Annotated in this window: 22 protein-coding genes; 6 read left to right on the top strand and 16 right to left on the bottom strand. The window is 67.4% G+C overall.

Translation table 11 applies throughout. The features are described from left to right. The first annotated feature begins 71 nt into the window (after positions 1 to 71). Together AC1DP9_RS19855 and AC1DP9_RS19850 are read left to right on the top strand one after the other, a co-directional pair. Positions 72 to 2,429, top strand: coding sequence for an FUSC family protein (locus tag AC1DP9_RS19855; RefSeq protein WP_477108286.1), 2,358 nt, complete (start codon positions 72 to 74; stop codon positions 2,427 to 2,429). Between the two features lie 171 nt (positions 2,430 to 2,600). Next, on the top strand, positions 2,601 to 2,891 hold the full coding sequence (locus tag AC1DP9_RS19850; protein WP_477108285.1) for an acylphosphatase: 291 nt from the start codon (positions 2,601 to 2,603) through the stop codon (positions 2,889 to 2,891). Positions 2,892 to 2,905: 14 nt separating this feature from the next. On the opposite strand, the gene AC1DP9_RS19845 is transcribed toward AC1DP9_RS19850, so the two are convergent. From AC1DP9_RS19845 to rpe, 8 genes are all read right to left on the bottom strand, one after another. Then, on the bottom strand, positions 2,906 to 3,679 hold the full coding sequence (locus AC1DP9_RS19845) for a uracil-DNA glycosylase (protein WP_441593361.1): 774 nt from the start codon (positions 3,677 to 3,679) through the stop codon (positions 2,906 to 2,908). Positions 3,680 to 3,696: 17 nt separating this feature from the next. After that, positions 3,697 to 4,350 (bottom strand): CYTH domain-containing protein, encoded by a 654-nt coding sequence (locus AC1DP9_RS19840; RefSeq protein ID WP_092299043.1) that lies wholly within the window; start codon positions 4,348 to 4,350, stop codon positions 3,697 to 3,699. Between the two features lie 15 nt (positions 4,351 to 4,365). Continuing rightward, on the bottom strand, positions 4,366 to 5,169 hold the full coding sequence (trpC, locus tag AC1DP9_RS19835) for an indole-3-glycerol phosphate synthase TrpC (protein WP_441645326.1): 804 nt from the start codon (positions 5,167 to 5,169) through the stop codon (positions 4,366 to 4,368). A 6-nt stretch (positions 5,170 to 5,175) separates the two neighbouring features. Beyond that, positions 5,176 to 6,204: an anthranilate phosphoribosyltransferase gene (gene trpD / locus AC1DP9_RS19830; RefSeq protein WP_092299037.1), complete on the bottom strand. Its 1,029-nt coding sequence runs from the start codon at positions 6,202 to 6,204 to the stop codon at positions 5,176 to 5,178. Positions 6,205 to 6,260: 56 nt separating this feature from the next. After that, the gene (locus tag AC1DP9_RS19825) at positions 6,261 to 6,830 is read right to left on the bottom strand and encodes an aminodeoxychorismate/anthranilate synthase component II (RefSeq protein ID WP_441593356.1); all 570 of its coding nucleotides are present in this window, start codon (positions 6,828 to 6,830) and stop codon (positions 6,261 to 6,263) included. Between the two features lie 23 nt (positions 6,831 to 6,853). Then, positions 6,854 to 8,371: an anthranilate synthase component I gene (trpE, locus tag AC1DP9_RS19820; RefSeq protein WP_092299031.1), complete on the bottom strand. Its 1,518-nt coding sequence runs from the start codon at positions 8,369 to 8,371 to the stop codon at positions 6,854 to 6,856. Positions 8,372 to 8,819: 448 nt separating this feature from the next. Continuing rightward, the gene (gene gph / locus AC1DP9_RS19815) at positions 8,820 to 9,566 is read right to left on the bottom strand and encodes a phosphoglycolate phosphatase (RefSeq protein ID WP_092299029.1); all 747 of its coding nucleotides are present in this window, start codon (positions 9,564 to 9,566) and stop codon (positions 8,820 to 8,822) included. Positions 9,567 to 9,583: 17 nt separating this feature from the next. Then, positions 9,584 to 10,285 (bottom strand): ribulose-phosphate 3-epimerase, encoded by a 702-nt coding sequence (rpe, locus tag AC1DP9_RS19810; protein WP_092299461.1) that lies wholly within the window; start codon positions 10,283 to 10,285, stop codon positions 9,584 to 9,586. A 260-nt stretch (positions 10,286 to 10,545) separates the two neighbouring features. Between rpe and apaG the strand changes: the two genes are divergently transcribed. Beyond that, a complete protein-coding gene (gene apaG / locus AC1DP9_RS19805; protein WP_092299026.1) occupies positions 10,546 to 10,920 on the top strand; it encodes a Co2+/Mg2+ efflux protein ApaG in 375 nt (124 codons plus the stop codon). 13 nt (positions 10,921 to 10,933) lie between these two features. Here the strand turns inward: apaG and AC1DP9_RS19800 are convergent, their stop codons facing one another. Next, positions 10,934 to 11,131: a hypothetical protein gene (locus AC1DP9_RS19800; protein ID WP_092299023.1), complete on the bottom strand. Its 198-nt coding sequence runs from the start codon at positions 11,129 to 11,131 to the stop codon at positions 10,934 to 10,936. 179 nt (positions 11,132 to 11,310) lie between these two features. Here AC1DP9_RS19800 and mltA point away from each other — a divergent pair, with 179 nt between their 5' ends. Continuing rightward, positions 11,311 to 12,405, top strand: a complete 1,095-nt coding sequence (gene mltA, locus AC1DP9_RS19795; protein WP_255370934.1) for a murein transglycosylase A — start codon at positions 11,311 to 11,313, stop codon at positions 12,403 to 12,405. Positions 12,406 to 12,426: 21 nt separating this feature from the next. On the opposite strand, the gene paaK is transcribed toward mltA, so the two are convergent. The 3 genes from paaK to paaG are packed head-to-tail and all read right to left on the bottom strand — an operon-like array spanning position 12,427 to position 15,039. After that, the gene (paaK, locus tag AC1DP9_RS19790; protein ID WP_477108284.1) at positions 12,427 to 13,731 is read right to left on the bottom strand and encodes a phenylacetate--CoA ligase PaaK; all 1,305 of its coding nucleotides are present in this window, start codon (positions 13,729 to 13,731) and stop codon (positions 12,427 to 12,429) included. Continuing rightward, positions 13,728 to 14,162: a hydroxyphenylacetyl-CoA thioesterase PaaI gene (paaI, locus tag AC1DP9_RS19785; protein ID WP_441593351.1), complete on the bottom strand. Its 435-nt coding sequence runs from the start codon at positions 14,160 to 14,162 to the stop codon at positions 13,728 to 13,730. The genes paaK and paaI overlap by 4 nt, the downstream gene beginning before the upstream one ends. A 52-nt stretch (positions 14,163 to 14,214) precedes the next feature. After that, positions 14,215 to 15,039 carry a 2-(1,2-epoxy-1,2-dihydrophenyl)acetyl-CoA isomerase PaaG gene (paaG, locus tag AC1DP9_RS19780; RefSeq protein ID WP_477108283.1) on the bottom strand — a complete coding sequence of 275 codons (825 nt, stop codon included), beginning with the start codon at positions 15,037 to 15,039 and terminating at the stop codon, positions 14,215 to 14,217. A 307-nt stretch (positions 15,040 to 15,346) separates the two neighbouring features. Between paaG and AC1DP9_RS19775 the strand changes: the two genes are divergently transcribed. Further along, a complete protein-coding gene (locus AC1DP9_RS19775; protein WP_255370941.1) occupies positions 15,347 to 15,571 on the top strand; it encodes a hypothetical protein in 225 nt (74 codons plus the stop codon). A gap of 17 nt (positions 15,572 to 15,588) precedes the next feature. Here the strand turns inward: AC1DP9_RS19775 and AC1DP9_RS19770 are convergent, their stop codons facing one another. From AC1DP9_RS19770 to AC1DP9_RS19755, 4 genes are read right to left on the bottom strand one after another with little or no spacing between them, the layout of a single operon-like run. Further along, the gene (locus tag AC1DP9_RS19770; RefSeq protein WP_477108282.1) at positions 15,589 to 16,662 is read right to left on the bottom strand and encodes a lipase family protein; all 1,074 of its coding nucleotides are present in this window, start codon (positions 16,660 to 16,662) and stop codon (positions 15,589 to 15,591) included. Beyond that, positions 16,649 to 17,875, bottom strand: a complete 1,227-nt coding sequence (locus AC1DP9_RS19765; RefSeq protein WP_092299006.1) for an LssY C-terminal domain-containing protein — start codon at positions 17,873 to 17,875, stop codon at positions 16,649 to 16,651. The genes AC1DP9_RS19770 and AC1DP9_RS19765 overlap by 14 nt, the downstream gene beginning before the upstream one ends. Further along, the gene (locus AC1DP9_RS19760; RefSeq protein WP_477108281.1) at positions 17,872 to 19,176 is read right to left on the bottom strand and encodes an LssY C-terminal domain-containing protein; all 1,305 of its coding nucleotides are present in this window, start codon (positions 19,174 to 19,176) and stop codon (positions 17,872 to 17,874) included. The genes AC1DP9_RS19765 and AC1DP9_RS19760 overlap by 4 nt, the downstream gene beginning before the upstream one ends. A 22-nt stretch (positions 19,177 to 19,198) precedes the next feature. Next, complete coding sequence (locus AC1DP9_RS19755) at positions 19,199 to 19,759, bottom strand: lipid-binding SYLF domain-containing protein (RefSeq protein WP_477108280.1); 561 nt, start codon at positions 19,757 to 19,759, stop codon at positions 19,199 to 19,201. Between the two features lie 253 nt (positions 19,760 to 20,012). Here AC1DP9_RS19755 and AC1DP9_RS19750 point away from each other — a divergent pair, with 253 nt between their 5' ends. Continuing rightward, a complete protein-coding gene (locus tag AC1DP9_RS19750) occupies positions 20,013 to 20,789 on the top strand; it encodes an enoyl-CoA hydratase (RefSeq protein ID WP_092299000.1) in 777 nt (258 codons plus the stop codon). Positions 20,790 to 21,390: the final 601 nt, after the last annotated feature.

The following is a 21,390-nucleotide window of genomic DNA, read 5'->3' as shown; positions in this document are numbered from 1 at the left end:
CGCCAGTCGACAGTCGACAATTGCCCCCGCTGCCCCAACGTCGCCATCGTCCGCCAGCCCAACATCGCCCCATGGAATACGCGCACGATCCTCGTACGTTTCTGTTCTCCCACTATATCTACCGTGGCCTGCGCTCGGCCACGGGGGTCATCGGCGCCACGCTGCTGGCCATGCAGGTCATGGACCTGCCCAGCGCCATGGTCGTGTCGATGGGCGCGCTCTGCACCAGCCTGATGGACCTGCCCAGCCCGCTGAACCACAAGTTCAACGAGATGCTGGCCAGCGTGCTGCTGTGTACCGCCGTGACCGCCGTGGTGGCGCTGGCCACGCCGTTCCCGCGCGTGCTGCCGTGGGTGCTGGTGCTGGTGACCTTCCTCGCCGGCATGATGACGGTCTATGGCAACAAGACCATGCCGTTGCAGTTTTCGGCATTGTTCGTCATGACGCTCACCGTCAACGAGGACTTCGTGCTCCAGAAGGCGTTCGTCCATGCCGGGCTGTTCGGGGCCGGGGCGGTGGCCTACATGGCCTATGCGATGGCGGTCAGCTGGGTCATGGAGCGGCGCACGCGCCAGCAGATCCTGGCCGAGTCGCTGTACGAAATGTCTCACTACCTCGAGATCAAGGCAGGTTTCTACGATGCCGGCACCGACTACGAGGAACAGTTCAACCAGCTGGTGCGCCAGCAGATCGTGGTGGCCGAGCGCCAGCAGGCGGCGCGCGATCTGGTGCTGCGTGGAAACCGCACCAAGCGTGACGGCCTGCTGGTACGCGTGCACCTGCGGATGCTCGATCTCTACGAGTACATCCTTTCCACCAACACCGACTATCCCTTGCTGCGCCAGACCTTCGGTGGCACGCCGGCGCTGGACGCGATACGGCGACTGGTACGTGGGCTGGGCAAGGATCTCGAGGAAATCGCCTACGACGTCACACGCGGCAAGCCTTCGTACAGCGCCCATGACTACGGCCCCGACCTGCGCGCCGTGACGACGGAAATCGAACAATTACGACATCACCACGTGTCGGCGGCGGCCATGACGGCGGTCGCGGAGACGGTTGAGATGATTCGCGGCGCCATCACGCTGGTCGGCCAGTTGCACGAGGCGTCCCGCACACCGGTGGAGCCGGCCAAGGTGATGCCGGGGTCGGACATGACACCGTTCCTGACCCGCCAGAAGTACGAGCTGGGCGTGATCCTGGACAACCTGCGCTGGCGCTCGCCGGCGTTTCGCTACTCGCTGCGCATCACGATGGCGGTGGCGGTGGGGCTCTGGCTGGGCGACCGGCTGCCGTATGCGTCGCACAGCTATTGGATTCTTCTCACGATTGTCGTAATCCTGAAGCCGAACTACAGCCTGACCAAGCAGCGCTACAACGACCGGCTGATCGGCACGCTGATTGGTTGCCTGATCAGCGTGGTGGTGCTGCGCGTGGTGACGGAGCCGCTGGCGCTGCTGGCGGTGCTCTACGTGGCACTGGTGGCCAGTTCGGCGTTTTCCACCATCAAGTACCGCTACACGGCAATCGCCGCCTGCGTGCAGGTGCTGATCCAGATCAACCTGCTGATGCCGGGCAGCCAGACCGTGGTAGGCGAGCGGCTGATCGATACGGTGATCGGCGGCGTGATCGCGTCCATCTTCAGTTTTGTGCTGCCGAGCTGGGAATACCGGGCGATTCCGAAGCTGGTGGAGAACGTGCTTCAGGCCAACCGGCGCTATATCGCCGCCACGCGCGACCTGCTGCTGCGCCGCGCCCAGGACGACTTTGCCTACCGCGTACAGCGCAAGCAGTTCATGGACAACCTGTCGGCGCTGATCGCCTCGTTCCAGCGCATGCTCGACGAACCGCGCAGCCGGCACCGCGCCGTGGACAACCTGAGCCGCTTCATCAATCAGAACTATCTGGTGGCGGCGCATGTGGCGGCGGCGCGCATCCAGGTGCGCCAGCACTACGAGGAACTGGACGTGCCGGCGGCCGAGGCGGCCATCGAGCAGGCCACGGAAGCCGCCACGCGCAGCCTGACGCTGGCGAGCGAACGGCTGGCGGGCGAGGAGCGGCACGGGCCGCGCGGCGCTGGCTTTATCCGCACGCCGACGGAAACTGCCGTCGCCGGGGTGGGCCTGCCGCCGCACGAACTGGTCGCAGGGGCCGCCGCCGATGACGACGAAGCCAGCGAGCGCCGCGCACGGATCGCCGATTCGGCGGATCGGCGCAAGGCGGACGTGCTGGTCCAGGCCGCCGCGGCGGGCGAGATCGGCGCGGACGAGCGCGATGCCGCCGCGCAACCTGCCGAGTCGGGCGCGAGTTCGACCGGCCGCGCCGCCAACGCGGTGCTGGAGCGCCGCCTGCGCGCGCTGCGCGAAGACGCCGCCAAGATCGCGCTGCGCACCGGCGCGATTGGCCGATCGATGGCGGAGAAGGATTGAAAGAACCGTGCGACTGGATGCGCCGACCCTCTCCCCGGCCCCTCTCCCGCAAGCGGGCGAGGGGAGACCACAGGCAGCGGCTGAAGGGTAATGGTTTGCTCCCCTCTCCCTCCGGGAGAGGGGCTGGGGGAGAGGGCAGGCGCCCGCAGCACCTCAAACGGAGAATCACCGATGACAGCCATCCATGAAACCTGGCATCTCATCGCCCATGGCCGCGTGCAGGGCGTGGGCTATCGCGCGGCCTGCGCGGACCGCGCCGTGGCGCTGGGGCTGGTGGGATGGGTGCGCAACCGGACCGATGGCACGGTCGAGGTGATCGCGCAGGGGCCGCGTGACCGGCTTGAGGCGCTGCGGACGTGGATGGCGGCGGGCCCGCCGGCCGCGCAGGTGTCGAAGGTGGAGATGACCCCGGCGGACGACGAAGGGCCCTTCAGCGGGTTCCGCTGGCTGCCGACTGCTTAAATATTAGACAGCGCTTAGTCGGCCTTCAGCCAATCAATCGGCGCCCGGCCATGCCGTTCCAGCCAGTCATTGGCCTGCCGGAAATGCCCGCAACCCAGGAATCCGCGATGCGCGGACAGCGGCGACGGATGCGGCGCCTCCAGGACGCAATGCGTGTGCGCGGTCTGCCCATCGAGCAGTGCCCGCTTGGCCTGCGCATGGCTGCCCCATAGCAGGAACACGAGATTGGGCTGCGACGCCGCCAGCGCGTGGATCAGGCAATCGGTCACCGCCTCCCAGCCGCGCTTGGCGTGGCTGGCCGCCTGGCCTTGCTCCACGGTCAGCACGGTGTTCAGCAGCAGCACGCCCTGGCGCGCCCAGCCCTCCAGATTGCCGGAGGCGCGCGTGGGCTCGGCGCCGTACTCGGCACCGATTTCCTTGAAGATATTGCGAAGGCTCGGCGGCACCTTGACGCCCTCGGGCACCGAGAACGCCAGCCCGTGCGCCTGCGGAATCTCCGCGCCACCGACCACGCCGGTGCCGTGATACGGGTCCTGCCCCAGGATCACGACCTTGACGGCATCGGGCGGGGTCAGGTGCAGCGCGTGGAAGACCGCGTGCGGAAACACCGGCTTGCCGGCGGCGCGCTCGCCATCGACAAAGCGCGCCAACTCGTCCCACGCGGCATGGCCGAGGCACGGCGCGAGCAGGGTGCGCCACGCGGCGGGCAGCGCATCGACCTGGGTTTGCAAAGGGGCGATGGCAGGAGGCTCGGCGGCCACGGGTGCAGCAAAGAAGTCGGCTTGCATGCGGGGAGGGGAGAGAGTCAGGAGAGTTCGCCGCCTGTCAGGCGATAGCCGCGCGCGGCCTTGCTCAGATCGGACGGGGTGAGCGGCGCCACATGGGACAGCCGCGCGGCGAACGCGCGCAGCGCGGCTTCGGCAAGCTGGCTGTCGTCGGCCCCGCCGTTGTCATCGCCCGGCAGCCATTCGAGTTCGAGTTCCTGGATGGTCTCGACCTGGGCCTGCCCCGGCGCGGTGATCTTGCCAGTATCGAGCGCGGCTTCGATGCGCGCGCCGTCCTGCATGACGATCCATGTGCGGCGGACGAAATCGGTGCGGAATACCGGCGCCAGATGGTCGGCCAGCGGCGCCAGCACGGCGCGCGCCTCGTCGGGGAAGCGGGACAGCTCGATGGCCTCGCCGGCCACGTCGCACTCCCACTCGTTGCGCGAGGCCATCCCGCCCTGGCTGCTGCCGGCGGTCTTCAGCGTCTGGAGCCACTGGCTGCCCTTCTGGTCGCCCTTTTGGCGCAGTCGGAGCGCGGCACGCTGGCGGGCGAGGTCGCGCGCGGGCGTGTCCAGGTAGACGTTGAGCAACGTGGTTTCGCCGCGCGCCTCGCCGTTGGCATCGAGCCACGCGGCCACGGCCGCCAGCGCGGCGTCTGGCACGGCCAGCTTCAGTTCGATTTCACGCGGCATGGCAGCGATCCGTCGTTATGCGAACAGCCGTGCCAGTTCCACGCCCGGATCCGGCGCGCGCATGAACGCCTCGCCCACCAGGAACGCGTTGACGTTGGCGTCGCGCATGCGCTTCACATCGGCCGGGCCGAGGATGCCGGACTCCGTGACCACCAGCCGCTCCGGCGGCATCGACGGCAGCAGGTCCAGCGTGTTGTCCAGCGAGACCTCGAAGGTGCGCAGATTGCGGTTGTTCACGCCGACCAGCGGGGTCTTGAGGCGCAGCGCGTGGTCCAGTTCGTCGGCGCCGTGCACTTCCACAAGCACGTCCATGCCCAGTTCCAGCGCGCAGGCTTCCAGTTCGGCCATCAGGCCCGGGTCCAGCGCGGCCACGATCAGCAGGATGCAGTCGGCGCCCCAGGTACGGGCCTCGTAGACCTGATACAGGTCGACCATGAAGTCCTTGCGCAGCGCCGGCAGCGGGCAGGCCCCGCGCGCGCGCTTCAGGAAATCGGCATGGCCCTGGAAGAAGTTCACATCGGTCAGCACGGACAGGCAGGCCGCGCCGTGGCTGGCGTAGCTCTCCGCGATGGCCTCGGGCACGAAATGCTCGCGCAGCACGCCCTTGGACGGCGACGCCTTCTTGACCTCGGCAATCACGCCCGCGTGGCCCGCCGCGATCTTCTCGCGCAGGGACCGCTCGAAGCCGCGCGGCGCCAGGCCGGGCTCGGTGCGCAGGGCCTCGGCCTCGGCGCGCAGGCTGGGCAGGTCGCGCTTCTTGCGCGCGGCGGCCACTTCGTCGGCCTTCACGGCCAGGATTTTTTGCAGGATGTCGGACATGGCGGATTACTTGAATTGCTGCGTGGCACGCACGAACTGGTCGAGCTTCTCGCGGGCGGCGCCGCTGGCGATGGCCTTGCGGGCGCGTTCGATGCCGTCCTCGATCGAGCTGGCCACGTTGGCCGCGTAGAGCGCGGTGCCGGCGTTCAGTGTGACGATCTCGCGCGGCGTACCCGGCACATCGGTCAGCGCTTCGAGCAGCATCTCCTTCGATTCCACGGCATCGGCCACCTTCAGGCCCCGGTTGGAGATCATCGACAGGCCGAAGTCCTCCGGGTGAATCTCATACTCGCGCACCTCGCCATCCTTGAGTTCGCCGACCAGCGTGGCGGCACCGAGCGAGACCTCGTCCATGCCGTCCTTGCCGTACACGACGATGGCGTGCTTGGCGCCCAGGCGTTGCATCACGCGCACCTGAATGCCGACGAGGTCCGGGTGGAACACGCCCATCAGGATATTGGGGGCGTCCGCCGGGTTGGTCAGCGGGCCGAGGATGTTGAAGATGGTGCGCACGCCCATCTCCTTGCGGATCGGGGCGACGTTCTTCATGGCCGGATGGTGCGTCGGCGCGAACATGAAGCCGATGCCGGTCTGCTCGATGCACTGGCCGACCTGCTCCGGCGTGAGCATGATGTTCACGCCCAGCGCCTCCAGCACATCGGCGCTGCCCGACTTGGACGACACGCCCCGGTTGCCGTGCTTGGCGATCTTCGCGCCGGCGGCTGCCGCCACGAACATCGACGCCGTGGAGATGTTGAACGTATGCGACCCATCGCCGCCCGTTCCCACGATATCGACGAAATTGTCGCGGTCCGTCACCGGCACCTTGTTGGCGAACTCGCGCATCACCTGCGCCGCCGCCGAGATCTCGCCGATGGTTTCCTTCTTCACGCGCAGCCCGGTCAGGATGGCGGCCGCCATCACCGGGGAGATCTGCGCCTGCATGATCTGCCGCATCAGGTGCAGCATCTCGTCATGGAAGATCTCGCGGTGTTCGATGCAGCGCGTCAGCGCTTCCTGCGGCGTGATGGACATGGCGGATTCTTGAATAGGGTCGGGGGCGGGGGCGAACGTTGCGGGATCGAGCCGCCTCATCGCGGCACCTTCAGGAAGTTGGCCAGCAGCGCATGGCCGTGTTCGGACAGGATCGATTCCGGGTGGAACTGCACGCCTTCCACGGCCAGCGTCTTGTGGCGCACGCCCATGATCTCGCCGTCCGGCGTCCACGCGGTCACTTCCAGGCAATCGGGCAGGGTCTCCCGCTCGATCGCCAGCGAATGATAGCGCGTGATGTCGAAGTGCCGGGGCAGGCCGGCGAACACGCCTTCCTGGGTGGTTTCGATGGTGCTGACCTTGCCATGCATCACCTGCTTGGCGCGAATCACTTTTCCGCCAAATGCCTCGCCGATGGCCTGGTGGCCGAGGCACACGCCCAGCAGCGGGATCTTGCCCGCGAAGTGTTGCAGCACGGCCACCGAGATGCCGGCTTCCTTCGGGCTGCACGGGCCCGGCGACACGCAGATGCGCTCCGGGTTGAGCGCCTCGATCTCCTCGAGGGTGATCTCGTCGTTGCGGTAGGTCCGCACATCGGCGCCGAGTTCGCCGAAGTACTGCACCAGGTTGTAGGTAAACGAGTCGTAATTGTCGATCATCAGCAGCATGGTCGTTTCTCCAGTTCCTGGGGTCAGAGGTCGGCGTCCAGGCCGTCCTGGACTTGCTCGGCGGCGCGGATCACGGCGCGCGCCTTCGCCTCGGTTTCCCTCCATTCGGCCTCGGGGTCCGAGTCCGCGACAATGCCGGCGGCAGCCTGCACATAGAGATTGCCGTCCTTGATGATGCCGGTGCGGATGGCGATGGCGAGGTCCATTTCGCCGCCGAACGACAGGTAGCCCACCGCGCCGCCGTAGATGCCACGCTTGCGGGGCTCCAGTTCGTCGATGATTTCCATCGCCCGCACCTTGGGCGCGCCGGACAGCGTGCCGGCCGGGAAGGTGGCACGCAAAACGTCCAGATTGCTCATGCCCTCGCGCAGCGTGCCTTCCACCGAGCTGACGATGTGCTGCACGTGCGAGTACTTCTCGATGACCATCTTGTCGGTCACCTTGACCGTGCCGGTTTCGGCAATGCGCCCGATGTCGTTGCGCGCCAGGTCGATCAGCATCACGTGCTCGGCAATCTCCTTCGGATCGTTGAGCAGTTCGGTGGCGAGCTGGGCGTCACGCTCGGGCGTGCTGCCGCGCGGGCGCGTGCCGGCCAGCGGGCGGATCGTCACGATGTGCTTGCTGTCGGCATCGCCGTTGGTGCCCATCTTGCGGGTTTCCTGGCGCACCAGGATCTCCGGCGAGGCGCCCACCACCTGGAAGTCGCCGAAATTGTAGAAATACATATAGGGCGACGGGTTCAGCGAGCGCAGCGCACGGTACAGCGACAGCGGCGAGTCGCGGTACGGCTTGACCAGCCGCTGGCCGATCTGCACCTGCATCATGTCGCCGGCCATGATGTATTCCTTGGCCTTGTGCACGGCGGCGATGTAGTCCGCCTTGGCGAATTCGCGGTAGACCTCGGACTGCACGGACGGGCTGGTCACCGGCACGTCCACCGGCTGGCGCAGCTTCATGCGCAGTTCGCGCAGGCGCTGGCGGGCGCGCGGGTAGGCTTCGGGGGTGGTCGGGTCGGCGTAGACAATCAGGTAGAGCTTGCCGGACAGGTTGTCGATGACCGCCAGTTCCTCGCACAGCAGCAGCTGGATGTCGGGCAGGTCGAGATCGTCCGGCTTCTGCCTGTCGGCGAGCTTTTTCTCGATATAGCGCACCGCGTCGTAGCCGAAGTAGCCGGCCAGGCCGCCGCAGAAGCGCGGCAGGCCGGGGCGCATGGCCACCTTGAAGCGGCTCTCGAACGTGGCGATGAAGTCGAGCGGATTGCCTTCATGGGTCTCGACGACCTTGCCGTCGGTGACCACCTCGGCGCGCTGGCCGTAGGCGCGCAGCAGCGTACGGGCATGCAGGCCGATAAACGAATAGCGGCCGAAGCGCTCACCGCCCACCACCGATTCCAGCAGGAAGGTGTTCACGCCGCGCGTTTGCGACTGAGCCAGCTTCAGATAGAGCGAGAGCGGCGTCTCCAGGTCGGCCAGCGCCTCGGCGATGATCGGAATACGGTTGTAGCCCTGGTCGGCCAGCGATTTGAATTCCAGTTCGGTCATGTCGATCCTCTTCTTGCGGCACCCGCGTATCGGATGTGGGGCGCGGCACCGCTTGTGTCGGCAGGGGAGGGCTGGCAACGCTGGCAACCCGCCCCGGGGGCGGACCGTGGTGCGAAGGGCTTGCACGAAGGCGCACAAGCGCGCACACGGCCGGGCGTGGCGTGCGGCGCGTTCTTGAGCTAACCGTAGCACATGCGGCTACGGCGCTGGCGGAGGGATCTGGGGATCGGCGCGGAGGCCGGCCTGGTGTGGCGGGGCCGGGTCCGGCGGAACCGGAACTCGTCGGGGACGGCTGGCCGCGTGAAGCAGCTTGGCCCGGCCCGGCAAGTCCGTCAGGTGACTCGCGAACGCACTTTACGCCTGTTCAGAGGCGCGCCAGCGACGCCAGGGCCAGGCCTGCCGATCACTGCCAGAAAAGATGCGTTTGCGGTTGAGAAACATGGAGTTTTCAGCGTGGTACCCGCTGTGCGCGCTGTGCGGTAACAAGCGCTGCGGCGCGGGCAATGTCGGGGACTATACCATCGGCGTCAACGCCTTGTACAGGGTTCCCATGGTTGTAGCCATATGGCACCAACAGCACACCCATGCCGGCCGCGCGGGCCGCCTGCGCATCGTTTTCGGAGTCGCCGATGGCCAGCACGGCGGCCGGATCGAGGCGGAATGCCTCGGCCACCCTGAGCAGCGGGAACGGATCGGGCTTGCGCAGCGCGAAGGCGTCGCCGCCGTAGACCAGTTCGAAAAACGGCGCCAGGCCGGTCTTGGCCAGCAGCGGTTCGGTGAAATTCCAGGGCTTGTTGGTCACGCAGGCCAGCCGCAACCCGGCCGCCTTCAGCGCCGCCAGCCCCTCGCGCACATTGGGGTAGAGCGCCGAGAACTGGCCGTTGATGCGCACGTACTCGCGGTCATAGAGCGCGTAGGCCTCGGCGAACAGGCCGTTGGCGTGCAGCGGCGAGAAGCGCGCGTCCAGCACCCGGCGGATCAGGTTTTCCGAGCCCTTGCCGACGAAGCTGACGATCTCCTGGGTGGACATCGGCGCCACCGGCCCCAGGTGCGGATGCAGGTGCGCCAACGCCAGCAGCATCGCGTTGACGGAGGCGTGGAAGTCGCCCGCCGTATCGACCATGGTGCCGTCCAGATCGACGATCACCGCCTCGATGCCGCTCCAGTCCGTGCGGCGCAGGATTTCAAGACCCATCTGTCCGGCCCGCCCGCTCAACGGCCAGCCGTGGCCAGCGCGTCGCGCAGCTGGCCGAGGACGCCGCGGTAGCCGCCATCGGCGTCCGGCTTGCTGAACACGGCGGAGCCGGCCACGAAGGTGTCCGCGCCGGCCGCGGCGATCTCGGCGATGTTGTCCACCTTCACGCCGCCGTCCACTTCCAGCAGGATCTGCCGGCCGGTGCGGGCCGTGTAGGCGTCGATGCGGGCGCGCACGGCGCGCAGCTTGTTCAGTGTCTCGGGAATGAACGACTGGCCGCCGAAGCCCGGGTTGACGGACATCAGCAGGATCACGTCCAGGCGGTCCATCACGTGGTCCAGGTGGTGCAGCGGCGTGGCCGGGTTGAACACCAGGCCGGCCTGGCAGCCGTGGTCGCGGATCAGGGCCAGCGAACGGTCGATGTGATCGCTCGCCTCCGGGTGGAAGGTGATGATATTGGCGCCCGCCTTGGCGAAGTCCGGGATGATGCGGTCTACCGGGCGCACCATCAGGTGCACGTCGATCGGGGCGGTCACGTGCGGGCGGATGGCCTCGCAGACCAGCGGGCCCACGGTCAGGTTCGGCACGTAGTGGTTGTCCATCACGTCGAAATGGATCCAGTCGGCACCGGCTTCGGTGACGCGGCGCACTTCCTCGCCCAGGCGGGCGAAGTCGGCGGACAGGATGGACGGGGCGATGCGATAGGTGGGCGTGCTCATGGTGTGGGGCGGTGCGGGCGGGGCGGGTGGCCCGGCCGGCATCCGGATCGTCGGCATGGGAATGGCGCGTATTTTACGCCGGACCGGGCCCCCGGCGCCGGCGCCACCCAGAATCCCGCCCAACCACGCCCAAAATCCGCCCGCTTGCCCCTGCCGGGGCCTTGCCGCACAATGCGGACACCCGACCGTGGCGCCTGGCGCCGCAGGCCGCCCCGATCCTCCATCCGATCCGTCGATCCCGGTCGACGCATGAGCCAGCAATGAGCGAGTACGCTTTTTCCGTGGCGGTACGCACCCAGTACCTGCCCGACCAGTCGGACCCCGATCGCGGACGCTTCGCGTTCGCGTACACCATCACCATCCACAACACCGGCGAAGTGGCCGCGCAGCTGATTTCGCGCCACTGGACCATCACGGACAGCGACAACGCCGCGCAGGAAGTGGCCGGCCTCGGCGTGGTGGGCCATCAGCCGCTGCTCAAGCCGGGCGAGCACTTCGAATACACGAGCTGGGCGACGATTTCCACCCCGGTGGGGTCGATGAAGGGCCTGTACTTCTGCGTGGCCGAGGATGGCCATCGCTTCGAGGTGCCGATTCCCGAGTTCGCGCTGGTGCTGCCGCGCATGCTCCACTAAGACTGGCGGGAACTCAGGCGGCGGGCGGCGGGTCTGCGTCCTTCGGTGCCTCGGCGGTCCGGGATGGATGATCCTTGGGCGCGCGGCTCGGGCGCGGATGCTTGCGCGCCGTGCCCATGGTCCAGACCACGATGAAGATCAGCAGCAACAGCGCCACGCCGGCTTCGGCCGCGAGCAGCAGGGTGGGATGGTCTTCGAAGAACTGGCTCATCGGGATCAGGATCGGGATCGAGGCGTGGATCGGTCAGACAGGTACGAGATTGTAGGACATGCGTGCCGCCGTGCAGCGCGCGCACGGTGCTAACAACGAAGACGATGGCATATCAGGAATCCTTTGGGGCGGTATCTCCGTGCAACCGGCCGGCAACGGGCGGGAAATCGGTGACATCCATGGCTGGATGGCGCACGTGGCTGGCGCTGGCCGGGGCAGCCGTGCTGCTGGCCGGCTGCATGAGCGGCCCGCCGCCGCGCGTGGAAGGCCCGGGCGGCACGCCCGGCACCCCGACGCCCCCGCCCTCCGCCAACGCCGGCCGGCTGCAGCCGGCGAGCTGGGCCGAGATCGGCGGCTGGAGCCAGGACGACGTGCGCGCCGCCTGGCCCGCGCTGCAGGCCAGCTGCCAGGCCCTGAAGAAGCGCGCCGACTGGAACCGCGTCTGCGCGGTCGGCCTGATGGTGGATGCCGGCGACCTCGCCGCCATGCGCGAGTACTTCGAGACCCATTTCCAGCCGTTCCGCGTGATCAATGGCGACGGCACCGATAGCGGCCTGATCACCGGCTATTACGAGCCGATCCTGCACGGATCGCGCACGCGCCAGGGCACCTTCCAGATTCCGCTGTACCGCCGTCCGCCGCAACTGGGCAAGGGCGCGCTGCCGGCCCGGGCCGAGCTGCTGCGCAACCCGGCGCTGCGCGGCAACGAGGTGGTGTGGGTGGACGACGCCGTGGAAGCCGCCTTCCTCCAGATTCAGGGTTCGGGCCGTATCCGGCTGCCCGATGGCTCGGTGATGCGCGTCGGCTTCGGTGGCACCAACGACCAGCCGTTCCGGTCCTTCGGCAAATGGCTGCTCGACCGGGGCGAGATCACGTCCGCGCAGGCCACGATGCAGGGCATCAAGGCGTGGGCGCGCGCCAATCCGGCCCGCGTGGAGGAGATGCTCAACGTCAATCCGCGCTACGTCTTCTTCCGCGAACTCCCCGCGAACAACGACGGCCCGGTCGGCGCGCTGGGCGTGCCGCTGACGGCCGAGCGGTCGATTGCCGTCGATCCGGCCACGATTCCGCTGGGCGTGCCGGTGTTCCTCTCGACCACCCGGCCGCTCTCGACCGAACCGATCCAGCGCCTGATGTTCGCGCAGGACACCGGCTCGGCCATCAAGGGCGGCGTGCGGGCCGACTTCTTCTGGGGTGCCGGCGACGCCGCCGGCGAGACGGCCGGCCGCATGAAGCAGGGCGGCCGGATGTGGGTGCTGATGCCGCGCAGCTAAGCGGCAGCCTTCCACTTCGGGCTAGCGCGGCCGTTGATCCACGATGCGCCGCGCCTTGCCCACCGACCGCTCCACGCCGCCTTCGGGCAGGATCTCGATGGCGGCGGTGACGCCGATATACGCCTTGATATCGTGGACCAGCCCCGACCGGGCGTGCTGCGCCCCCTCGGGCTCGGCGCCGTGGGCGCATTCCACGCGCACCGTCAGCGTATCCATCGGCCCTTCCTTGCCCAGCACGCACTGGTAGTGCGGCGCCAGTTCGGCGTGCTTCAGGATCAATTCCTCGATCTGCGACGGGAACACGTTCACGCCACGCACGATCATCATGTCGTCGGTGCGGCCGGTGATCTTCTCCATCCGGCGGAACGCGGCGCGCGCCGTGCCCGGCAGCAGCCGCGTGAGGTCGCGCGTGCGGTAGCGGACCACCGGCATCGCCTCCTTGGTCAGCGAGGTGAAGACCAGTTCGCCGAACTCGCCATCGGGTAGCGCTTCGCCGGTGTCCGGGTCGATGATCTCGGGGTAGAAGTGGTCCTCCCAGATCGTCGGGCCGTCCTTGGTCTCGGCGCATTCGTTGGCCACGCCGGGGCCCATCACCTCGGACAATCCGTAGATATCGACCGCCGAGATGCCCATGCGGCGCTCGATGGCCAGGCGCATCTCGGGCGTCCACGGCTCGGCGCCGAAGATGCCGATGCGCAGCGAGGTGCTGGCCGGGTCGATGCCCTGCCGCTCGAATTCATCGGCAATCGCCAGCATGTAGCTGGGCGTGACCATGATGATTTCGGGCTTGAAGTCCTGGATCAGTTGCACCTGGCGCTCGGTCTGGCCGCCGCCGAACGGGATTGCCGTCAGTCCGGCCTTTTCCACCCCGTAGTGCGCGCCCAGCCCGCCCGTGAACAGGCCGTAGCCGTAGCTGACGTGGACCTTGTCGCCGCGCCGCGCGCCGGAGGCGCGGATCGAGCGCGCCATGACCGTGGCCCAGGTGTCGATATCGCGCAGTGTGTAGCCGACCACCGTGGGCTTGCCCGTAGTGCCGGAGGACGCGTGGATGCGCGCGATCTGGTCCTGCGGCACGGCGAACATGCCGAACGGGTAGTGGTCGCGCAGGTCCTGCTTGGTGGTGAACGGAAAGCGCGCCAGGTCCGCCAGCGACTGGATCTGGTCCGGATGGACCCCGGCGGCGTCGAACTTGCGCCGATAGACCGGCGAATGGTCGTAGGCATGGCGCACGGACCATTTCAGGCGATCGAGCTGCAGGGCCTGGAGGTCTTGCCGGCTGGCGGTCTCGATGGGCTCCAGCGGCAGGTCGGTGAGGCGCGCGCTCATGTCGGCTCCACCACGTGGCCCTTGATCTGGGCGGACTTGCCCCGGAACATCGCCACCGGCTCGCCGGCCTGGTTGGACACGCGGATGTCGTAGACGCCGTGGCGGCCGGACAGCACCTGCTCCTGGGCCTCGGCCGTCAGCACGTCGCCGCCGTGCACCGGGCGCAGGAACTCGATCGAACAGCCGGCGGCCACGGTGTTGATGTTGTGGCTGTTGCAGGCGAACGCGAAGCTGGAATCGGCGAGCGTGAACATCAGCCCGCCATGGCAGATGCCGTGGCCGTTGAGAAATTCGGGCCGCACCGGCATCGAGAGCCGGGCGTACCCGGGGCGCACGGCTTCCACGACGATGCCGAGCCAGCGGCTGCACGCATCGGCCTCATACATGGCGGCGGCGGCCGCTTCGGCCAGGGCCTGGGGGTCTTGGGGCAAGCGGGTCTCCTCGGGCTGTCTATATATATAGGGGGCGATTTTGGGCAGCGGGCTATCGGCCGGTGAAGTGCGGGGCGCGTTTCGCCAGGAAGGCGTTCACGCCTTCCGTGTAGTCGTGCGACTGGCCGAGGTCGCGCTGGAGGTCGCGTTCGAGGTCGAGCTGGGTGTCGAGCGTGTTCGTGGCGCTGGCGTACATCGCCCGCTTGATCGCCGCCAGCGCGCGGGTGGGCTGGGCGGCGAGGTGGGTGGACAGCGCCATCGCCTGTTCGGCCAGCAGGGGGTCGTCCATGACTTCCCAGACCAGGCCCCATTTCTCGGCTTCGTCAGCGCTGAGGCGGTCGCCGGTCATCGCCAGCCCCATCGCGCGGCCCATGCCGAGCCGCTTGGGCAGCAGCCAGGTGCCCCCGGAGTCCGGCACCAGACCGATCTTCACGAAGGCCTGGATGAAGCAGGCCGAGCGGGCCGCCAGCACCATGTCGCAGGCCAGCGCGAGGTTGGCGCCAGCGCCGGCTGCCGTGCCATTGACGGCCGCCACCACGGGCAGCGGGAGCGCCTGGAGGCGGCGGATGAGCGGGTTGAACCAGGTGTCGATCAGTTCGCCGAGGTCGGTGCTGTGGCCGGGCGTGAAATCGAGATCGGCAAGATCCTGGCCGGCGCAGAAACCGCGTCCGGCACCGGTCAGCAGCAGGGCGCGGGCGCCGCCGGCTTCCACGTGGTCGAGCGCGGCGACCAGCGCCTCGTGCATCTGGTGCGTGAAGCTGTTGAGCTTGTCGGGGCGGTTCAGCGTGACCACGGCCACGTCGCCCTGCCAGCGCAGCAGGATCGGGCCGGCGTCGAGCGTCGCCCGGGCCGTGGCCGACGATGAGGATGGGGGCATGGTTGTCTCCTGCGCCATATTGTTCTCCGGGTCGGTGAGTGGATCTGACGCCACGATGCGCGCCCGGCCATTGTAGACAGCCATCGCGCGCAATTAAATAAACCGACCAGTCGGTCGGCAAATAATAGTAGGCCTGCGGATTGGGCGCAAGATGGGGTTACGCGCAGCCGCCTCGATCAGGCCGACTGCCATCCCCTCGCAGATTTGACAATTCTTGCCCTTCGACTACGGTTAGCGCGTGAGCTAGCGCTTTCATCACCTCTGCGAGGCCCGTATGCGCAAATGGAATCCATGGCTGGCCGTCTTGATGGCGGCGCTGGTATTACCCGTGGTGCCCGCCACGGCCTCGGCCACCGAGCAGGCCCAGCAACGCCGCGAAGGGCGCGACGTGCGCCAGGACACCCGTCAGGGATCGCGGGAGACGAAGCAGGATTGCCGCGCCAACGACCAGAAGAGCAATCCGCAGTGCCGGCAGGACAAGCGCCAGACCAAGCAGCAGGGCCGGGAGACCGCGCGCGACATCAAGTATTAATAGGCGGATCTCTGGATCTAGCGCGCTGGTCCCGCCAGTTCCTCGTCGATATAGCGCAGCAGCGCCTCTGACAGCGCCTCGCGCGGGTAGGCGTTCTGCGTGACGAACAGCGCGGCGACGGTGGTGCGCGTGCGGGCGATTGGCACGGCGAGTGCCCAATGGTCCGCATTGACGTAGGCCAGCAGCGTGCTGCCCGGAATCACCTGATCGTAGAACAGCATCTGGCTGTCATTGCGGGGATCGATCTGCGCCAGCTTTTCATGGCTCGACGTCAGGATCGACGAAATACGCCCCGGCTGGGGAAACGTCACCAGTGAGTAGTAGCGCGGCCCCGCCGGCAACGGATGTGCCGCCAGCCAGGCCTTGCGGACGGCCGGCCGCAGGCTCATCACGCCGCCGCCATCGCCGGGCTGGCAGGTGGAGCCGGGGAAGTGCTGGAGCAGGTCCGCCTGATATTGCTCGGCATCGTTGGCGAGCGGCGAGCCGCCCACCGCGCCCGCCGCGCTGACCACCGCCGCCACGCGGCCGAGGATCTCCGGGTAGTTGACCAGGGCCTCGAGGATGTCCGGCGCGCCCTTCGAATAGCCGATCAGTACGAGTCGCGGCCCAGCGGGGTCGAGCGGCGTGGCCATGACCGCGTCGCGGATCTGGCGCGCGTTGTAGGCCGAACTGGACAGCGCATCGACCGACAGCATCGCCCCGTCATAGCCGAACTCGCGCAGGTGCTTGCCCACGGCATCGGGCGGATTCAGCCACGGCGCGAAGCAATTGAAGCCGATGCCGGGCACGACCATCGCCACCAGTGGCCGGCGCGCAGGGCCGAGGTCGGCCGGCTTGCCGGTGCCGGACGGCTCCGTGCCGACGCGCGTCAGGGCTTCCTCGCACGGGCGATAGTCGGGCACGGTCTGCTGGCGGGTCTGCAGGATCGCGCAGAAGATCTCGCGGAAGCGCGCCCGCCCATCGCCCACGCCGGCGGCGGCGGCGGGCAGCAGGACCAGCGGCGGGGTCTCGGTGGAGTAGGGCACCAGCGGCTTCGAGGCGCAGCCCGCCAAGGCCAACGCCAGTACCAACGCTAGGCTACTCGCGCGCATGGGACTCCCCTTCGACGATCGGCTCCCAGTCCAGGATGTCGATGTCCGACAGGCTGAGCGGGCGGAGCACGAAGAACATCACCGCGCGCCGCCCGTCGGTGTGGTAGTGGGCGCCGCTGAAGGTGGCCCGCTCCTGCGCCAGCGGCACCGGCGTGGGGCCCCGGACGAAGGCCAGCTTCTCCAGGCCCTCCGAATACATGCAGTCCTGGACCATCAGGTTGCGCGCCTCATCGACATCCCCATGCATCAGCTGCGCGACATCGGCCGCCGCGAAGCGTCCGCCCACCGGGCGGCCAACCTGCAGCAGGTACACCGGTCGCCCCTGATAGCTGATGGGCGCCAGCCAGACGCGGATCCACGTGGCCGGCGCCCCCGCCTGCGCCTGCTTGCGCAGCACCGCGTCCGGAATCCGGCCGAACACGCGCTGGGCGTTGTCGAAGTCCTGCTGGTTGCGCCGATAGTTGCGGCGGATCATGGCCGCGCTGAAATCCGCCACGGCGCCGACGACGATGCCGTTCAGCGGCTCACCCACGCCCTGCCCGGCGGCGTCCGTCGCACAGCAGGGCAGGCGCTCCAGCGCGGCGCGCAGGCTGCCGAGGTCGGGATAGTCCGTCACGGCGGCGGGCGGATAGGCGAACAGCTTGCGCGAGAAGTCCGGGTGGCTGGCATCGTCCGGCACGCTCAGGAACAGCGTGAAGGCGATCAGGGTTTGATCGCCGAGCAGGTCGACATTCAGCAGCTTGGTGCCGCGCGACGGATTGGTGAACACCACGCCGGAGCGGGTGGCGCCGGCCGGGATCGGATTGCGGAAGCCCTGCCGGTTGAACCACTCGTCCAGCCGCGCGTTGGACTTGCGGTCGAACCAGCTATGCACGGACCACGCCACTTCGAGCGGCGAGAAGTAGTCCGGATCGGTGCCGGTGCGGAGCAGGATCATTGACCGCTCGGAGGCGTTCTCCACCTCGATCCATACCGGCTGGACCCCCGTGCCCCGGATGTCGATGCCGAACATCCGGTCGGTGTCGGCCTGGCTCAGCACGGCGGCGCGGAGCGTGATGCCCTGCTTGGACGTGGTCTCCGCGCGGGCGCGCAGCGCGGTCACCGCGTCTGTGGTTGGCGGCTGCCAGGTGGAGCAGCCGGCCAGCAGCCAGGCGAGGAACGTCATCGGGAAGAGCGCGGGCAGCCAGCGCAGGGAGAATCGCCGCAGGGTCATCGGCCGATCCCCGGGGTGGCCCGGCGCTGGGCGTCGTGGTCCTGCCAGCGGAAGAACTGGATGCTGTCCAGCGACACGGGCCGGCGGTCGAACACCATCACCAGGCGGTCCCCATCGGTGTAGTACGGGTCCGTGGTCAGGTTCTGGCGCGGCTGCTCGGGCGGGGCGGCGCCGACGCCCGAGGCGTAACCGATCATCACCAGGCTTTGCGAATACGCCATGTCCTCGGCCAGCGCGGTGCGGGCTTCATCGACATCCGGGTCGATCTTGTGCGTGGTCAGCGTGGGCGAGTGGATGGTCAGGCGGCTGCCGATGTCGCGGCTGATCTGGCCGACCCAGACCGGCTTGCCGCGATAGCGCAGGGGGCTGAGCCAGAGCCGCAGGTGGTTGCGCTGGTGGATGGTGTCGCGCGCCTTCTGCAGCGCGAGGTCCTGCGGGCGGCCGAACAGGTAGAGGTCGCTGACGGGCGCGTTGAGGTAGCGCTCGCCTGAGAGTGCCGATGAGACAACTCGCATGATGGCGCCCGACCATTTGGTCTCCGTCGGCCGCCAGCCGCGGCGCACGAGGGCCGGGAAGGCATCGTCCAGCCCGCCAACGATCACCAGGTTGAGCGGATCGGCGGGCTTGCTGCCGCCCTCGTTGGTGGCACAGCAGGGCAGGGCCTCGAGCGCCGCGCGGAAGGCGTCGTCATCGTCGTAGTCCCGAATCTGGTCGGGCGGATAGACCTCGCGGCGGAAGACGGCGCTGGTCTGGTAATCGCCGCGAAAGCCCGGCACGACGGTGAAGATCGAGAAGGCGTGGGCGTGGTCTTTGGCGACGAGGTCGAGCTGGATCAGCTTGACGCCTTCCTCGAGGTGGGTCAGGACCATGCCCGAACGGGTTTGGCCGGGGAGTACCGGGTTGCGGAAGGCGAGGCGGCCAAATCGCTCGGCGGCCTCGCGCCGCGCTTCGCGGGAGGCGTCGGCGGCAAAGACATCGGCGGCTTCGGAGCTGGGGAAGAAGCTGGGGTCCAGTCCTACGTACATGAGCCAGATCGGGCGATCTGTCTCATTGCCGATCTCGACCCAGACCGGCTGCATGCCCCGCTTCGCCAGCGGCACCCCGTAGAGCGCTTCGCTCTCCGTCGCGGACAGGACCGAGACCGACACGTTGACGCCGCTGTCCGAACGTGACCGCATGCGGTCCCGGTAGCCGGCGCCGGACTCGGGCGCCGGGCCGGCGCAACCGGTCACGAGCACGGCCATGCCGATGGTCGCCGCCACCCAGGCGGCCAGTCCGGCCCGCGAATGCCCGGGCGACATGGCGACGCACGCGCAGGGCGACTCAGTTCAGGTCTTCATCCTTGTAATACTTGGTGCCCTTGGCCGTCAGTTCGACGGCCAGCCCGCTGTCCGTGATCTGGTAGACCCAGATCCCCGGCGCGACGGCCACCGCGCCCTGGAAGGCGCTGCCGCTGTCACCGGTTTTCGCGGCGGCGGTGGCTTGCCCCCCAATCGTCCAGCCAGAGTTGATGAATTCGTTCAGCGCCTTGTCGTTCTCGAACACCCAGACCATCTGGAATTTCTTCACGCCGATGCCCAACCCGGCCTGCAACTCGACCATCCTCATATAGACCATGGACTTGGTCTTGTTGTTGACGGCGATGCCTTCCCCCTTGCCGCTCCCCGCCAGCAGGATCTTCATGCCGAAGTTACTGAACGCGGCGTAGCCGGCGGCGGACTCGACCTGCTTGCGCGCCGCCGGCTGCGCCTTGTAAAGCGCATTCAGGGCATTTTGCGCAGCCTTGCGTACTTCAGCCTGCTCTTCCGCCTTGCTCGCGCCAAAGGCGAGGCCGGGGAAGGCGATCAGGGGGATTAAGGAGAATGTGGCCGTGCGACGATTCATGATGGCTCCCTTCTCCGCATCGACGGGGTCGAATGCGGATGCTGGCAAAGCATCTGGGATGCCGCTCGGCGCAATAGGAGGTGCGGCGCTTTTTGTAAGTGTTACCGCAAAATCGTGGGTTCAGATTAGGCGACGGTATGGCGCCGCGCAAGCGTCGCGCCGGTCTTCCCGCTTGACCATTCAGCCGCCCCCGCGCCAGTATCGTGCGCTGGCAGCAGACCAACCCATTTATTAGAGAGAAAGAGGAGCAGACATGTCGTACGAGAACATCCTGGTGGAAACGCGCGGGCGCGTTGGCCTGGTCACGCTGAACCGTCCCAAGGCGTTGAACGCGCTGAATGACGCGCTGATGGACGAACTCGGCGCCGCGCTGACCGCCTTCGACCAGGACGAGGCGATCGGCTGCATCGTCATTACCGGCAGCGAGCGGGCATTCGCGGCGGGTGCCGATATCGGGATGATGGCGAAATATTCGTTTATCGACGTCTACAAGGGCGATTACATCACCCGGAATTGGGAAACCATCCGGCGCATCCGCAAGCCCGTGATTGCCGCGGTGGCCGGTTATGCGCTGGGTGGCGGCTGCGAACTGGCGATGATGTGCGACATCATCCTCGCCGCGGATAGCGCGAAGTTCGGCCAGCCCGAGGTCAAGCTCGGCACCATGCCCGGCGCCGGCGGCACCCAGCGCCTGCCGCGCGCGGTCTCCAAGGCCAAGGCGATGGATTTGTGCCTGACGGCCCGCATGATGGACGCGGCGGAGGCGGAACGTGCCGGGCTGGTATCGCGCGTGGTGCCCGCCGACAAGTTGCTCGAGGAAGCCTTCGCCGCGGCGGACGCCATCGCGAGCTATTCGCTGCCCGTGGTCATGATGATCAAGGAATCCGTGAACGCCGCCTATGAGACGACACTGAATGAAGGCGTCCACTTCGAGCGCCGGCTGTTCCACGCCACCTTCGCCACGGCAGACCAGAAGGAAGGCATGGCCGCGTTTGTGGAGAAACGCGCACCTGATTTCAAGCATCGTTGAGTACTGACTAGGGAATACCCGAGGCCAGTTGAGGGGTATTATCCCGCGGCAAAAATATTCTGCGGAGTGGAATTTCCTTATCGATCAAGGGTTTGTCTGGATAATGCGCGCTTGTCACGCACGGTGGCATGACAAGCGTGTTGCAAAGCCTTGGAAACGGGCCTACTATTCGTCCCCTCGCAACACAAACCGCGCTGCAAACGCAGCAGCGACAAGGGTTGCGGGGTTGATGGGTGGTCGGGCTGAGGAGTTTTCCAGCGCTGACCGCAGCGAAAAAAACTTCGCTGACCTGTTGACGAAACGCAGGTTGTTCTTCATAATCTCGTTTCTCTGCTGCAACGCAAACGACGCAGCGCAGACAAGCAGTACCGCCCCCGGCAAAGCCGGTGTGGCCAGTTCTTTAACAACCAAACAACCGATAAGTGTGGGCGCTTGATGGCGAACGCCACGTGGACTTCGGTCTGCGTGTTGCTTCAAAAGTTATTAAGTGCTCGCACAGTAAAACATGTTCGGTTCGTTCTTCGGAATGGATCGAGTCAGTTTTCTGAGAGTGAGCGACCGCTCGAAAGAGCGAGGTGCTTCGGCACCACACAGGTATTGA

This window comes from Cupriavidus sp. 01L43 (assembly GCF_056399925.1).
This window is presented reverse-complemented; position numbering and strand designations above follow the sequence as displayed.